Annotated in this window: 5 protein-coding genes; 2 read left to right on the top strand and 3 right to left on the bottom strand. The window is 70.5% G+C overall.

What is annotated here, in order from left to right; translation table 11 throughout:
- Positions 1-8 precede the first annotated feature (8 nt).
- Positions 9-1,454 carry an N-acetylglucosamine/diacetylchitobiose ABC transporter substrate-binding protein gene (gene ngcE, locus ACIGYR_RS00125; protein WP_391841099.1) on the bottom strand — a complete coding sequence of 482 codons (1,446 nt, stop codon included), beginning with the start codon at positions 1,452-1,454 and terminating at the stop codon, positions 9-11.
- A gap of 352 nt (positions 1,455-1,806) precedes the next feature.
- On the opposite strand from ngcE, the gene ACIGYR_RS00120 reads away from it, so the two are divergent.
- A complete protein-coding gene (locus ACIGYR_RS00120) occupies positions 1,807-5,610 on the top strand; it encodes a GH92 family glycosyl hydrolase (protein WP_399605672.1) in 3,804 nt (1,267 codons plus the stop codon).
- 93 nt (positions 5,611-5,703) lie between these two features.
- Here ACIGYR_RS00120 and ACIGYR_RS00115 read toward each other — a convergent pair whose 3' ends face one another.
- A complete protein-coding gene (locus tag ACIGYR_RS00115; protein ID WP_399605675.1) occupies positions 5,704-8,973 on the bottom strand; it encodes a GH92 family glycosyl hydrolase in 3,270 nt (1,089 codons plus the stop codon).
- Between the two features lie 475 nt (positions 8,974-9,448).
- Here ACIGYR_RS00115 and ACIGYR_RS00110 point away from each other — a divergent pair, with 475 nt between their 5' ends.
- Positions 9,449-12,193 (top strand): SpoIIE family protein phosphatase, encoded by a 2,745-nt coding sequence (locus tag ACIGYR_RS00110; protein WP_399605678.1) that lies wholly within the window; start codon positions 9,449-9,451, stop codon positions 12,191-12,193.
- 478 nt (positions 12,194-12,671) lie between these two features.
- On the opposite strand, the gene acnA is transcribed toward ACIGYR_RS00110, so the two are convergent.
- Positions 12,672-15,389, bottom strand: a complete 2,718-nt coding sequence (gene acnA / locus ACIGYR_RS00105) for an aconitate hydratase AcnA (protein WP_399605681.1) — start codon at positions 15,387-15,389, stop codon at positions 12,672-12,674.
- Between the last annotated feature and the right edge of the window lie 44 nt (positions 15,390-15,433).

Genomic DNA, 15,433 nt, shown 5'->3' with positions numbered 1-15,433 from the left:
GGTGCTGGTTACTGGTGCTTGTAGTGCTTGATCGAGGTGTCCTTGGCCGCCTCGTCGGCGAAGCCCTGGATCTTCTTGATGGCCTCGGCCGGAGTGAGCCGGCCGGCCATCATCTCGCCCAGGCCGGAGACACCGATCTTCTCCTTCTGAAGCTGCACGTACCAGTCCTGAAGCCGCGGGTTCACCACGTTGGAACCCGCCAGCTTCAGCGCCGCCACACCCGACTTCAGACCGGGGGTGAGGGCGATACCGGTGGTGCCGCCGTTGTAGGCGGTCAGTGACTTGACCTTGGCGGTGAAGTTCTTCGAGGACGCCTCGGAGAGCATGATGCGCAGCTGCTCCATGCCGCCCTCGGTGTTCGCGGCCTTGGCCGGCACGACGAACGGCTCACCGCCGGAGGCCCAGATGGTGCCGAAGGGCATCTTGTCGCCGCTGTCGATACCGGTCGGCGCGGAGACGGCCAGGTCGAAGTCCTTCGGGATGACGTTGGCCGACTCGTTCTCCACCCACGAGCCGTTCGGGATGAACAACGCCTTGCCCTTGGCCCAGGCGGTCTGCGACTGGATGTGGTCCAGACCCGGGGTCCCTTTGAGGACGTACCCCTTCTTGTACAGCTCGTAGTACGCCTCGAAGCAGGTCTTGACGGCCGGGTGCTTCCAGGCGTTCGGCTCCAGGTTGTCGATGGCGTCGAGGACCTCGCGCCCGCCGACCTTGCCGATCATCGGGTAGAGCGAGAAGGGGAGGTAGTACGGGTACTTGCCGGCGTACGTCCAGCCGGCCATGCCCTTCTTCTTGGCCTTCGCACAGACCTGGAGCATCTCGTCCCAGGTCTGGGGGTACTCCGCGTCGAGCGAGTCCAGGGCCTTCTGCGAGTACCAGACGCCGTACACCGTGTAGGCGTAGTACAGGATCCAGACGGGGGCGCCGTCGAACTGGCCCATCTCCACGATGCCGGGGCGCAGCGTGTCGCGGACCTTCTTGTTCGGATCGTCGTACGACGGCGCGTCCAGCAGCGGGGTGAGGTCGGCCAGCTGGTTCTTGCCGACCAGCACGCCCATGTCCATCTGCTCGGCGCCGGAGTTGTCGATGAGGTCCGGCGGGTTGCCCTGGTTGAAGCGGGGCTGGAGGGTGGACTGGATCTTCTGGGTGGCGGCGAACTTCACCGTGGCCTTGGGGAAGTCCTTCTGGTAGATCTTCACCGCGTCCTCGGCGTACTCCTTGCCGAAGCCGCCGTCGAAGAGGACGAACTCCATCTTGGCGGTGTCGTTGACGCCGAGCGGGTTCTTGGCGGTCTTCTTCCCCGCCTTCTCCTTCTTCTGGCCGTCCCCGCCGCTGCTCGCGCAGGCGGACAGCAGGCCCATCGCCGGGGTGGCGACCAGGCCGAGCGCCGCGGACCGCTTGATCAGATCACGTCGGCCGACGCCTTCGGCACCGTGGTTCGAGGTGGATCCCATGCTCAAGTCCTCGCCCTCTCCAGGACTCAGGCGGTGAACCGGATCCTCCCCGGCACCGCTGTCGGGTAGTGCTGGGTCGTGCACGGTCATGCTGGAAGTGCCGACAGGTATAGTCCACTTTCCGGCGGCTGAGCAAGATCGAATGCAGGGTTGGGGATGGGTCTTTTCCGAGTTGAGACCTCGCGGAAATATGAAGGCCCCGAGAGCGGCCCGACGGAAAAAGTCGCGACATAACTCCCTGAATGCCCTAGCCAACACCCTTGACATCACGGGTCACTTGACCACCTACTGGTTCTTGCGCCCAGCAGTTGACAACGTTGTCCGAAGGGGGCGCAGGAGGGGACATCCGTAGATGCAGCGGAGAACTCGGCACAGATGGGGTCCGGCGGCCGTCCTCACGGCCGCCTTTGTCACGGCCGTCGGCGCGCAGGGCGCGGCGGTCGCCCTGCCGGCCCGGGCTCCGGCGGCCGACCGGGAGTTCGCTTCCTCGTTCGAGGCGGGCGAGCCGGCGCCGGACTGGCTGAACACCGTCGACAGCGGCCCGGACGGCGGCAAGCGCGCCTCGGGCGTCGACGGCGGCTACAGCACCGGCATTCCGGGCAATGTGACCGACCATGTCACCGAGGTCCGGGCGAGCGCCGACAACCCGGGCGCGGGCGAGGTCGAGGAGAACCTCGTCGACGGCGAGCCCGGGACCAAGTGGCTGGCGTTCGAGACCACCGGCTGGGTGGAGTTCGACCTGGACAAGCCCGTCAAGATAGCGGCGTACGCGCTCACCTCGGCCAACGACTACGACGAGCGCGACCCCAGGGACTGGACCCTCGAGGGCTCCACCGACGGCAAGGACTGGAAGACGGTCGACAGCCGCTCGGGCGAGAACTTCTCCGAGCGCTTCCAGACGAAAGCGTACGACCTCACCGAACCGGTCGAATTCCAGCATTTCCGGCTGGAGGTGACGAAGAACAACGGCGCCCCGGACATTTTGCAGCTCGCCGATGTGCAGTTCTCCACCGGAGGCGGTGGCGGGCCGGTGCCGCAGGACATGCTGACCCTGGTCGACAAGGGCCCGAGCGGCTCCCCGACCGCCAAGGCGCGTGCCGGATTCACCGGCAAGCGTGCGCTGCGCTATGCCGGCCGGCACACGGCGGACGGCCGCGCGTACTCCTTCAACAAGATCTTCGACGTGAACGTGCAGGTCGGCCGCGACACCGCGCTGTCGTACCGCGTCTTCCCGTCGATGGCCGACGGCGACCGCGACTACGACGCGAGTTACGTCTCCGTCGACCTGGCCTTCACCGACGGCACCTATCTGAGCGACCTGGGCGCACTGGACCAGCACGGCTTCCCGCTGTCCCCGCGCGGACAGGGCGCGTCGAAGGCCCTGTACGTCAACCAGTGGAACAACGTGGCGGCGCGCATCGGCTCGGTGGCGGCAGGCCGGACCGTCGACCGGATCCTGGTGGCCTACGACTCCCCCGACGGTCCGGCGAAGTTCCGCGGCTGGCTCGACGACGTGTCCCTGAAGCCGGTGGCACCGGAGAAGCCCAAGGCACATCTGGCGGACTACGCGCTGACCACCCGCGGCACCAACTCCAGCGGCAGCTTCTCGCGCGGCAACGACTTTCCGGCGACGGCCCTGCCGCACGGCTTCAACTTCTGGACGCCGGTGACCAACGCGTCCTCGCTGAGCTGGCTGTACGAGTATGCACGTGCGAACAACGCCGACAACCTGCCGACGATCCAGGCGTTCAGCGCGAGCCACGAACCGAGCCCGTGGATGGGCGACCGGCAGACCTTCCAGGTGATGCCGTCGGCCGCGTCCGGCACCCCGGACACCGCCCGTGAGGCGCGGGAGCTCGCCTTCCGGCACGAGAACGAGACCGCGCGGCCCTACTACTACGGCGTGCGGTTCGAGAACGGCCTCAAGGCCGAGATGACCCCGACCGACCACGCCGCCGTGCTGCGCTTCACCTTCCCCGGCGACGACGCGAGCGTGCTGTTCGACAACGTCACCGAGCAGGCCGGCCTGACGCTCGACAAGGAGCACGGGATCGTCACCGGCTACTCGGACGTGAAGTCGGGCCTGTCCACGGGCGCCACCCGGCTGTTCGTGTACGGCCAGTTCGACAAGCCGGTCACGGACGGCGCGTCGAGCGGTGTGAAGGGCTTCCTGCGCTTCGACGCCGGCGCCGACCGCACCGTCTCCCTGCGCCTGGCCACCTCGCTCATCGGCGTGGACCAGGCGAAGGACAACCTGCGCCAGGAGATCCCGGACGGCGCGTCCTTCGGCTCGGTGAAGGCTCGGGCTCAGCGGACGTGGGACGAACTGCTCGGCAAGGTCGAGGTGGAAGGTGCGACCCCGGACCAGCTGACCACGCTGTACTCCGGCCTGTACCGGCTGTACCTGTACCCCAACTCGGGCTTCGAGAAGGCCGACGGCGAGGACCGGTACGCCTCGCCGTTCTCCCCCATGCCGGGCCCGGACACCCCGACCCACACCGGCGCGAAGATCGTCGACGGCAAGGTGTACGTCAACAACGGCTTCTGGGACACCTATCGGACCACGTGGCCGGCGTACTCGTTCCTGACCCCGTCCCAGGCGGGTGAGATGGTCGACGGGTTCGTGCAGCAGTACAAGGACGGCGGCTGGACCTCCCGCTGGTCCTCCCCCGGTTACGCCGACCTGATGACCGGCACCTCCTCGGACGTGGCGTTCGCCGACGCCTACGTCAAGGGCGTGAAGTTCGACGCGAAGGCGGCGTACGACGCGGCCCTGAAGAACGCGACCGTCGTCCCGCCGACGTCCGGCGTGGGCCGCAAGGGGATGGCCACCTCGCCCTTCCTCGGCTACACCGCCACCGACACGCACGAGGGCCTGTCGTGGGCGATGGAGGGGTACGTCAACGACTACGGCATCGCGAAGATGGGCCAGGCGCTCTACCGGAAGACGGGCGAGAAGCGCTACCGGGAGGAGTCGGCGTACTTCCTCAACCGGGCGCAGGACTACGTGCGGCTCTTCGACGCCGGGGCCGGCTTCTTCCAGGGGCGGGACGCCGGCGGAGACTGGCGCGTGGAGTCCTCGAAGTACGATCCGCGGGTGTGGGGTTACGACTACACGGAGACCAACGGCTGGGGCTACGCCTTCAGCGCCCCGCAGGACAGCCGGGGCCTGGCCAACCTGTACGGCGGCCGGCAGGGCCTCGCCGACAAGCTCGACGAGTACTTCGCGACCCCGGAGACGGCCTCCCCCGACTATGTGGGCTCCTACGGCGGTGTCATCCACGAGATGACCGAGGCCCGGGACGTCCGGATGGGCATGTACGGCCACTCCAACCAGGTGGCGCACCACGTCATCTACATGTACGACGCGGCCGGCGAGCCCTGGAAGGCGCAGGCGTACGTGCGGGAGGCGCTCTCCCGGCTCTACACCGGCAGCGAGATCGGGCAGGGCTACCACGGCGACGAGGACAACGGCGAGCAGTCGGCCTGGTACCTCTTCTCCGCACTCGGCTTCTACCCGCTGGTCATGGGCAGCGGTGAGTACTCCATCGGCTCCCCGCTGTTCAAGAAGGTGACCGTGCACCTGGAGAACGGCCGGGACCTGGTGGTGCGGGCGCCGCGCAACAGCGCGAAGAACGTCTACGTCCAGGGCGTGATGGTCGACGGACGTCCGTGGACGTCGACCTCGCTGCCCCACTCACTGCTGTCCAAGGGCGGGGTGCTGGACTTCTTCATGGGCTCCAGGCCGTCGGCCTGGGGCACGGGCAGGAACGCGGCGCCGGTCTCCGTCACCCAGGACGACGAGGTGCCGACGCCCCGCGCGGACGTCCTGAAGGGTGACGGCGCGCTCTTCGACGACACCTCGGCGACGAGCGCGGCGGTCACCTCGGCCGACCTGCCCGCGGCGGGCGCCGTGCGGCCCCTCCAGTACACCCTGACCTCGGGGGCGGACCACACCCGGGCGCCGACCGGCTGGACCCTTCAGGGCTCCACCGACGGCACGGCCTGGCACACCCTGGACCACCGCTCCGGCGAGACGTTCACCTGGGACCGCCAGACCCGGGCCTTCACCATCGCCGCGCCGGGTACGTACACGAAGTACCGCCTGCTCCTGGACGGCGAGTCGACCCTGGCGGAGGTGGAACTGCTGGCCTGACCGTCAGGAGAGGTGCGACGGTCGGCCCGGATCGAGCGCCGACGACGCGGCCCGCACCCGGATCCCGGGTGCGGGCCGCCCGGTGTTCCGGGTTCAGCCGGTGGCGAGGGTGAACACGTGCAGGTCCGCGTTGCGTGGGAGCGTGACGCTCTCGATCCGCTTGCCGGCCGGGGCCCGGTACGGCTCGGTGGCGAAGACGTACGTCGCCACCGGGTCCTTGTCCGCGCCGGCGACATTGCGGTACGCGGTCCTGGCGACGACCGCGTTGCCGTACTGGACGGTGCCGCCTGTGCCGCCCACGGTCCAGTCCGTGAAGGACAGGTCGACGGTGCCCGTGGTGCCGTCGGTGTAGGTGACGGTCGCCTTGCCCGGCTGGTTGCCGTTGACCGCGCTGCCGATGAAGGACAACGCGGCTGCCGGGGTGTCCAGTCGGACGGTCTGGCCGGCGGCGGAGGCGTTGTCGGGGCGGCCGGCGGGTGAGCCGGGCCAGGTGAAGGCGAGTCCGTCGGCCGTGGACCGCTCGCCAGGGGTGAGGCCGGCCGCCGCGAGGGCCTGCCGGGAGTAGCTCCAGCCACCGCCGTCGTAGTCGGCCTCGTCGTGTTCGCCGTCGTCGTCGGAGACGCCCGTGTTGTCGTAGGCGGCGAGCAGGGTGCCCGGGGCGGCCACGGTGAGCGACACCGGCTGGGAGTAGGCCAGGTCGCCCGAGGTCACGGTGACCTTGACGTCGGCGAAGCCCTGTGGGGCGTCCCGCGCCGCCGTGAGCGTGATCTCCTGGGCGCCGTCGGTGACGGTGCCCTCGGCGGGCACGGCGGTGACGCCGGCCGGGGTCTCCACCCGGAAGCGCACCCCGGGGCCGGCGCCGCCGGTCAGCGACCGTGCGCGGATGCCGACCTTCGTGCTGTCACCGGGGGCGAGGGTGGCCGTGGTGGGGCCGACACCGATCTGGTACGGCTGCTCGCCGTCGCGGAAGGACGGCGGCGGGCTGTCCGCGCCCCACCCGCGGTCCGGGACGGAGGACAGGGTGTAGTCGAGCCGGCCGCCGTCCCGGACGAAGGAGGCGGGCAGCCAGGGGCGGTCGCCGGCACGGCCGTTCACCTTCAGGGACCGGATGTACGGGGCGTCGGCCGCCGCTCCGGTGGCGCGGATGGAGATGTCGTTGCCGTGCGGCCGGTCGATCTCGATCCGGTCGAACAGCGGTGACGCCAGGACCAGTTCGGCGCGGGACGGCACCTGCGGGTACATGCCGAGGGCGGAGAAGACGTACCAGGCGGACATCGCGCCGAGGTCGTCGTTGCCCGGGATGCCGCCGGGCCGGGTGGTCCACAGCCGGCGCATCGCCGCGCGGACGGTCTCCTGCGCCTTGTAAGGGGCGCCCGCATAGTCGTACAGGTAGGGCACGTTGATCGACGGCTCGTTGTCCAGCTCGGACTTGGTGCCGCCGCTGCCCGTGAAGGCCCAGCCGCCGTCGGCGTCGTGGAAGAAGTCGTCCAGCCGGGCCAGTGCCTCGTCCCGGCCGCCCATCGCGGCGAAGAGCCCCGCGGGGTCGTGCGGGACCATCCAGGTGTACTGGGCGGCCGTGCCCTCGACGAAACCGCTGCCGGTGGCCGGGGTGAACCCGGTGACCCAGCTGCCGTCCGCCGTGCGGCCCGCGATGTAGCCGCCGCCCGGGTCGGCCGCGATGTTGAAGGTGTTCTGCCACCACTGGGCGCGGTGGGCGAAGGACGTCGCCGTGTCCTTCTTCCCTGCCGCGCGGGCGAGCTGGGACAGCGCGAAGTCCGCGGTGGACATCTCCAGCGTCTCGGCGGCCCCGCCCCAGGCGTTGGAGACGGACGGCATGTAGTGCAGCTTCAGGTACTTGTCGAGGGAGGGCCGCTGCCCCACCGACAGCACGGGCTTGCCGGCGGAGGACAGATCCCCTTCCGTGGGCACGGTCGCCGCCCGGGTGAGCGAGGCGAGGGCGCCGCGCAGGTCGAAGTCGGTACCGCCGAAGGCGCGGATACCGGCCAGCGCGGTCGGCGAGGGGTCGCCGTTCATGACGTGGGTGCCGCTCGCGCCGTGCAGCCAGCGGTCCCAGACACCGCCGTTCTGCCGGGCGAGTTCATACAGGGACTGTGCGATGTCCGAGCCCGTGCGCGGGTTCAGCAGGGTCAGCAGCTGCACCTGGTCCCGGTAGACGTCCCAGCCGGAGAAGGTGCCGTACTGGGCCTGGTGCCCCCGGCCGACGGTGTGCACCCGGCCGTCGGCGCCGCGGTACCGGCCGTCGGCGTCGCTGATGACGTTCGGATGGAGCAGCGCGTGGTAGAGGGCGGTGTAGAAGGTGGTGCGCTCGGCGTCCGTGCCGCCGCCGACCCGGATGGCCCCCAGGCGCTCCCGCCAGGCCCGGCGGGCGGCGGCCCGGACCGCGTCGAAGGTCCGCCCCGGCGGGTTCTCCGCGGCCAGGTTGGCCTCGGCGGCCTCCCGCCCGACGTAGGAGATGCCGACCTTGACGTTCACCGGACCGTCGCCGGGCGCGAACTCCACATAGCCGCCCGCGCCCTTCCCGGCGACCGGCCGCCCGCCGTGCGAGAAGCCGCCGGTGCCGCCGGACGTCCGCCGGGATCCGGGCTCCAGCCTGTCGTCGTGCCAGGTGCCGACGGACGTGAAGGCGCGGTCGAAGCGGGCCGTGAAGTAGACGGTGTAGTAGGCGCGTTGCCCCTCGGGGTCGAGGTATCCGCAGAAGTTGCCGGAGGTGACCGAGCCGGAGATCGTCCGGGTGTCCGGGTCGATCGTGACCGTCGAGTCCTGCGAGCCCACCTCCGAGTTGGCGGTGCGCACGAGCAGCGACGCGGGCTTGCCGGCCGGGAAGGTGAAGCGGGCCGAGCCGGTGTGCGCGGTGGCGGTGAGGTCAGCGGTGACGCCGGAGGCCAGGCCCACCGCGTAGTGGCCGGGCTCGGCGGTCTCGTCGGCGTGGCTGAAGCCGGAGGCGTAGACGGCGTCCTTGGTGTCGCTCGCCGGTGAGGAGGTGACCTCGCCGGCGTACGGGAAGAACGGGATGTCCCCGCTGCCGCCCGCGCAGCCGGTGCCGGACATGTGGGTGAGGCTGAAGCCGCGGATGCGGGTGGCGTCGTACTGGTAGCCGCCCGGGGCGGCGGTTCTGGTCGCGTCCCCGCGCGTGTTCTCGGGGCTCCAGGAGAGCATGCCGAACGGCACGACGGCGCCCGGGAAGACGTCACCGCCGCCGCTGGTGCCGATCAGCGGGTCGACGTACCCGGTGGGGTCCTCGACGAGGCCGGGCGGAGCGGTGGTCGCCGCGAGGGCGGGGGTCGCGGTGCCGGCGGTCGCGAGAAGCGCGGCCAGCACCAGGGACGTGGGTCGGAAACGCATGACGCGGCCCTTCCTAACGGACGGGTCGCGCACCACAGGTCGCACAAGCCGCAGGGACAGTAGCGTGCGTCACCGGTACCACGGAAGACCGCGTACGCCGCGGCAGGCGCGCCACAGGGTTCACCCGGTCGGGTGGGCCAAGTGGGTTGACATCGTTGTCGGTTGAGGCGGTAGAGTCATGTCAGGACCATATGACAACGATGTCGCGCGGCCCGGCCGTCGCACAAGCCACGCTGTTCCAGACCATCCCCCTCCGGGCAGGTACACCCACCCCCCTCACCTGCCCGGCTCGCGGACCCGGTGCGCTCGCCACCGGGTCCGCCCGAGCGACTCGGCACACCGTCCCGGTCGAGCGGTGTGGCGCATGATGTCCCGCGCCGCCGCCCGGCCGGACGGACCCGAGGGGCGGGCGTGCCGTGTCCACCTCGTGGACGGACCATAGCCACCTGGAAAACACCGGTGCTACAAATACGACATGTCGGATGCGCGTGCCCGATTCAGACGCCTCGCATGGCGCACTGTGATCGGCAAGAGTCCCCGGAGCGTCGCCGGGCAGGTTTTCCTGCTTCAGGTGGTGCTGGTGGTGCTGCTCGTGCTCGGCGCCGTCCTCGCTCTCGTCCTGCAGTCGAGACGGGACACGACCAGCGAGGCCATACGCCGGTCCACCGCCGTCGCGGAGACCTTCGCCCACGGTCCGGGGATCCTCCAGGCGCTGCGGCTCCCCGACCCCTCCAAGACCCTCCAGCCGCTGACCGAGGCCGCGCGCAGGACCGCGGGTGTCGACTTCATCGTGGTCATGGACACCCACGGCATCCGCTACACGCATCCGATACCCGGCCGGATCGGCGAGCGGTTCGTGGGGAACATCGGGCCGTCCCTGGCCGGGAAGGTCTACACCGAGAGCGTGCACGGCCCCCTGGGTCACGAGGTGCAGGCCACCGTGCCCGTCGACGACGCTCGCGGCAAGGTGGTCGCCCTCGTCTCCGCCGGGCTGAAGGTCAAGAACGTCACGAGCGCGCTGGACCGGCAGCTGCCGATCATCCTGGGCGCCGGGGCCGTCGCGCTCGTGGTCTCGACCGGCGGTACGGCCCTGGTGGGCAGGAGGCTGCGGCGGCAGACCCACAGCCTGGCTCCGGACGAGATGTCCCGCATGTACGAGCATCACGACACGGTCCTGCACTCGGTGCGGGAGGGCGTGCTCATCATCGATGCCGCCGGCCGGCTGCTGCTCGCCAACGACGAGGCCAGGCGCCTGCTGGAGCTGCCCGCCGACGTCGAGGGGAGCGTGGTGCGGGAGCTGCCGGGTCTCGACCCCGCGACGCTGGAACTGCTCGACTCCGGCCGGGAGGCCAGCGACGAGGTGCATTTCGCCATGGGGCGTCTGCTCGCGGTCAACCAGCGGCCCACGGACCACGCCGGATGCCCCGGGGGAACCGTCGTCACGCTCCGCGACTCCACCGAGCTCCAGGCGGTGTCCGGCCGCGCCGAGGCCGCCCGGGAACGGCTGGAGCTGCTGTACGACGCGGGACTGTCCATCGGCACCACCCTGGACGTGGTCCGCACGGCCGACGAGCTGGCACAGGTCGCGGTGCCCCGCTTCGCCGACTTCGTCACCGTCGACCTGGCCGACCCGGTGCTGCACGGGGACGAACCGGCTCCGACGGCGACGGACATGCGGCGGGTCGCCGTGAGCGGCATCCGGGACGACCATCCCCTCTACGAACAGGGCCGGCTCATCGACTTCCTGCCCTCCACCCCGCAGGCACGCGGCTACGGCGCGGGACACGCCGAGCTGGTGACCGACCTGACGACGGCCGACGGCTGGCACGCGCAGGACCCGAAGCGGACCCGGCAGATCATGGACTACGGCATCCACTCGATGATCGCCGCTCCGATCCGGGCCCGCGGTGTCGTCCTGGGCATCGCCAACTTCTGGCGTGCCAAACAGGAGCCCTTCGACGCGGAGGAGCTGTCCCTGGCGGAGGAGCTGGTGGCCCGGGCCGCCGTCAGCATCGACAACGCCCGCCGGTACACCCGTGAGCACACCCTCGCCGTCACCCTGCAGCGCAGTCTGCTGCCGCGGGCCCTGCCCCAGCAGAGCGCCCTCGAGGTCGCCTACCGCTATCTGCCGGCCCAGTCGGGGGTGAGCGGCGACTGGTTCGACGTGATCCCGCTGCCGGGAAGCCGGGTGGCGCTGGTGGTCGGTGACGTGGTCGGGCACGGTCTGCACGCCGCCGCCACGATGGGCCGGCTGCGGACCGCGGTGCACAACTTCTCCACGCTCGACCTGCCGCCCGACGAGCTGCTCCAGCATCTGGACGACCTGGTCGGGCGCATCGACCAGGACGAGGCATGCCCGGACCGGCCCGGGGAGATCATGGGCGCCACCTGCCTGTACGCGATCTACGACCCGGTGACGCGGCGCTGCGTCATGGCCCGGGCCGGGCATCTGGCGCCCGCGCTGGTCCAGCCCGACGGCAGCGTCACCTTCCCCGACCTGCCGGCCGGGCCCCCGCTGGGCCTGGGCGGCATGCCGTTCCTGACGGCGGAGCTGGAGCTGGCCGAGGGCAGCCAGCTCGTGCTGTACACCGACGGTCTCATCGAGGACCGCGCGCGGGACCTGGACGAGGGCATGGAGCTGTTGCGCGGGGCGCTGGCCGGGCACCCCGGCCGGGCACCGGAGGAGAGCTGCCGGGCGGTGCTGGAGGAGCTGCTGCCCGAGCGCCCCGGCGACGACGTCGCCCTGCTCGTCGCCCGCACCCGGCCGCTGCCGGCCGACCGGGTCGCCGACTGGGACGTGCCGCGCGACCCGGCCGCCGTGTCGGGGATGCGCGCCGCCGTCTCGGCCACACTGGAGGAGTGGGGCCTGTCGGAGCTCGGCTTCGGCATGGAACTCGTACTGAGCGAGCTGATCACCAACGCGATCCGCTACGGCTCCGATCCGGTGCATGTGCGGCTGATCCACGACCGCACGCTGGTCTGCGAGGTGGCCGACGGCAGCAGTACCTCGCCGCATCTGCGGTACGCCGCGACGACCGACGAGGGGGGCCGGGGTCTGTTCCTGGTCTCCCAGCTGGCCGAGCGCTGGGGCACCCGGTACACCCCGCACGGCAAGGTGATCTGGGCCGAACTGACGCTGCCGGACGCGGACGTCCAGGACGTCGCGGACTTCCCGGATCTCGCGGACTTCCCGGACCTGAACGAGTTCCCGGACCTCTGAGCGGGGGGACGTTCCCGGGCCGCTGAGTGCGACGCGAGTTCCCGGACTCCTGAACGGGGGCGCGCACCCGGACCTCCAGCGGGAGGCACCTTCCCGGGCCGCTGAGTGCGACGCGAGTTCCCGGACCTCTGAGCGGGGGGACGTGCCCGGACCTCTGAGCGGGGCCTGACGCCCCGCCCCGCGCCGCTTCGGGCCCACACCCTCGCACGGGGCGCGTTGCCCGCCCTGCGCCCCTTTCCGCGCCCTCTCGCCCCCCCGTGAGCCGAACCCGGGGGGCCGTTTGGGATCGCCGCGCCTTCCCGTGCGTCGAGGGAGGCACAGGGGGAGCCCCGTCGGTCCGCCGCCATGACGATGTCCACGCGCGGCCGGCCTCACCGCACCGCCCCGAGCCACCCACGGAACGTCCGTGCGCCGGCCACGGGGAAGGGCCGCACCCCCGGTGCCGGGGGCGCGGCCCTGTACCGCTTGCCTGGGCCGCTTACTTGCGGATCAGGTTGCGCAGCACGTACTGCATGATGCCGCCGTTGCGGTAGTAGTCGGCCTCGCCGGGGGTGTCGATGCGGACGACCGCGTCGAACTCGACACCGGTGTCGGTGGTGACCTTGACCGTGCGCGGGGTGGTGCCGTTGTTGAGCTCCTCGACGCCGGTGAAGGAGAAGGTCTCCTCGCCGGTCAGGCCGAGGGACGCGGCGGAGGCACCCTCCGGGAACTGCAGCGGCAGGACACCCATGCCGATCAGGTTCGAGCGGTGGATGCGCTCGTACGACTCGGCGATGACGGCCTTGACGCCGAGCAGCGCGGTGCCCTTGGCCGCCCAGTCGCGGGACGAACCGGAGCCGTACTCCTTGCCGGCCAGGACGACCAGCGGGATGCCCCGCTCGATGTAGTTGCGCGAGGCGTCGTAGATGAAGGAGACCGGGCCGCCGTCCTGCGTGAAGTCGCGGGTGTAGCCGCCCTCGGTGCCCGGCGCGATCTGGTTGCGCAGGCGGATGTTGGCGAACGTACCGCGGATCATGACCTCGTGGTTGCCTCGGCGGGAGCCGTAGGAGTTGAAGTCACGACGCTCCACACCGTGCTCGGTGAGGTACTGGCCGGCCGGGGTGTCGGCCTTGATCGCACCGGCCGGGGAGATGTGGTCGGTGGTGACCGAGTCGCCCAGCTTGGCGAGCACGCGGGCACCGGCGATGTCCTCGACCGGGGCCGGCTCCATGCCCATGCCCTCGAAGTACGGGGGCTTGCGGACGTAGGTCGACTCGGCGTCCCACTCGAAGGTGTTGCCGGTCGGGATCGGCAGCGCCTGCCACTGGGCGTCGCCCGCGAAGACGTCCTGGTAGGACTTGTTGAACATGTCCTCGCCGATGGCGTTCGCCACGACGTCGTTGACCTCGGCCTCGGAGGGCCAGATGTCCTTCAGGAAGACCGGGTTGCCGTCCTGGTCGGTGCCCAGGGCGTCGCGGGTGATGTCCACCTTCATGGAGCCCGCGAGGGCGTACGCGACGACCAGCGGCGGGGACGCCAGGTAGTTCATCTTGACGTCGGGGTTGATACGGCCCTCGAAGTTCCGGTTGCCGGAGAGGACCGAGGTGACCGCGAGGTCGTGGTCGTTGACGGCCTTGGAGACCTCCTCCGGCAGCGGGCCGGAGTTGCCGATGCAGGTGGTGCAGCCGTAGCCGACGAGGTTGAAGCCGACCTTGTCGAGGTACGGCGTCAGACCGGCCTTGTCGAAGTAGTCCGTGACGACCTTCGAACCCGGGGCGAGGGTGGTCTTGACCCACGGCTTGCGGGTCAGGCCCTTCTCCACGGCCTTCTTCGCCACGAGCGCGGCGGCGACCATGACGTACGGGTTGGAGGTGTTGGTGCAGGAGGTGATGGCCGCGACCGTCACCGCACCGTGGTCCAGCTCGTAGGTGGTGCCGTCCGGGGCGGTGACCGGAACCGGGTTGGACGGCGCACCGTTGGGGTGGATGGCCGGGGCGTCGGAGGCCGGGAAGGACTCCTGGCCCGCCTCGTCGACGTCGTCGACGTAGTTGCGGACGTCCTGCTTGAACTGCTCGGCGGCGTTCGCGAGGACGATGCGGTCCTGCGGGCGCTTCGGGCCGGCGATGGACGGGACGACCGTGGACAGGTCCAGCTCGAGCTTCTCGGAGAAGTCCGGCTCGGCCTTCGGGTCCAGCCAGAGGCCCTGCTCCTTGGCGTACGCCTCGACGAGCGCGACCTGCTGGTCGGAGCGGCCGGTCAGGCGCAGGTACTTCAGGGTCTCGTCGTCGATCGGGAAGATCGCGGCGGTGGAGCCGAACTCCGGCGACATGTTGCCGATGGTGGCGCGGTTGGCGAGCGAGGTGGCGGCGACGCCCTCGCCGTAGAACTCGACGAACTTGCCGACGACGCCGTGCTTGCGCAGCATCTCGGTGATCGTGAGCACCAGGTCGGTGGCGGTGGTGCCGGTGGGCAGCTCGCCGGTGAGCTTGAAGCCGACGACGCGCGGGATGAGCATGGAGACCGGCTGGCCGAGCATCGCGGCCTCGGCCTCGATGCCGCCGACGCCCCAGCCGAGGACGCCCAGGCCGTTGACCATGGTGGTGTGCGAGTCGGTGCCGACGAGGGTGTCGGGGTACGCCTGCCCGTTGCGGACCATGACGGTCCGGGCCAGGTGCTCGATGTTCACCTGGTGGACGATGCCGGTGCCCGGCGGGACGACCTTGAAGTCGTCGAAGGCGGTCTGGCCCCAGCGCAGGAACTGGTAGCGCTCCTTGTTGCGGCCGTACTCCAGCTCGACGTTCTGCGCGAAGGCCTCGTTCGTGCCGAACTTGTCCGCGATGACGGAGTGGTCGATGACCAGCTCGGCCGGGGAGAGCGGGTTGACCTTCGCCGGATCGCCGCCGAGCTCCTTCACGGCCTCACGCATGGTCGCGAGGTCCACGACACAGGGCACGCCGGTGAAGTCCTGCATGATCACGCGGGCCGGCGTGAACTGGATCTCCTGGCTGGGCTGGGCCTGGGAGTCCCAGCCGCCGAGGGCGCGGATGTGGTCGGCGGTGATGTTCGCGCCGTCCTCCGTGCGGAGCAGGTTCTCCAGCAGGACCTTGAGGCTGTACGGCAGGCGGGCCGAGCCCTCCACCTTGTCCAGCCGGAAGATCTCGTACGACTCGTCGCCCACCTGCAGCGTGCTGCGGGCGTCGAAGCTGTTCGCCGACACGACAGTCTCCTTCATTGATGTGCGCGTACCACCGTCAATCGTGC

The sequence above is a fragment of the Streptomyces sp. NPDC053076 genome, assembly GCF_044546845.1.
Lineage (GTDB): Bacteria > Actinomycetota > Actinomycetes > Streptomycetales > Streptomycetaceae > Streptomyces.
The sequence above is the reverse complement of the archived record's forward strand: the minus strand, read 5'-3'. Positions and strand labels throughout refer to the sequence as shown.

Excerpts from the sequence above, each read along its gene's own strand:
- ACIGYR_RS00115 (WP_399605675.1), bottom strand. The coding sequence starts at position 8,973 with ATGCGTTTCCGACCCACGTCCCTGGTGCTGGCCGCGCTTCTCGCGACC.
- ACIGYR_RS00120 (WP_399605672.1), top strand. The coding sequence starts at position 1,807 with ATGCAGCGGAGAACTCGGCACAGATGGGGTCCGGCGGCCGTCCTCACG.
- ngcE (WP_391841099.1), bottom strand. The coding sequence starts at position 1,454 with ATGGGATCCACCTCGAACCACGGTGCCGAAGGCGTCGGCCGACGTGAT.
- ACIGYR_RS00110 (WP_399605678.1), top strand. The coding sequence starts at position 9,449 with ATGTCGGATGCGCGTGCCCGATTCAGACGCCTCGCATGGCGCACTGTG.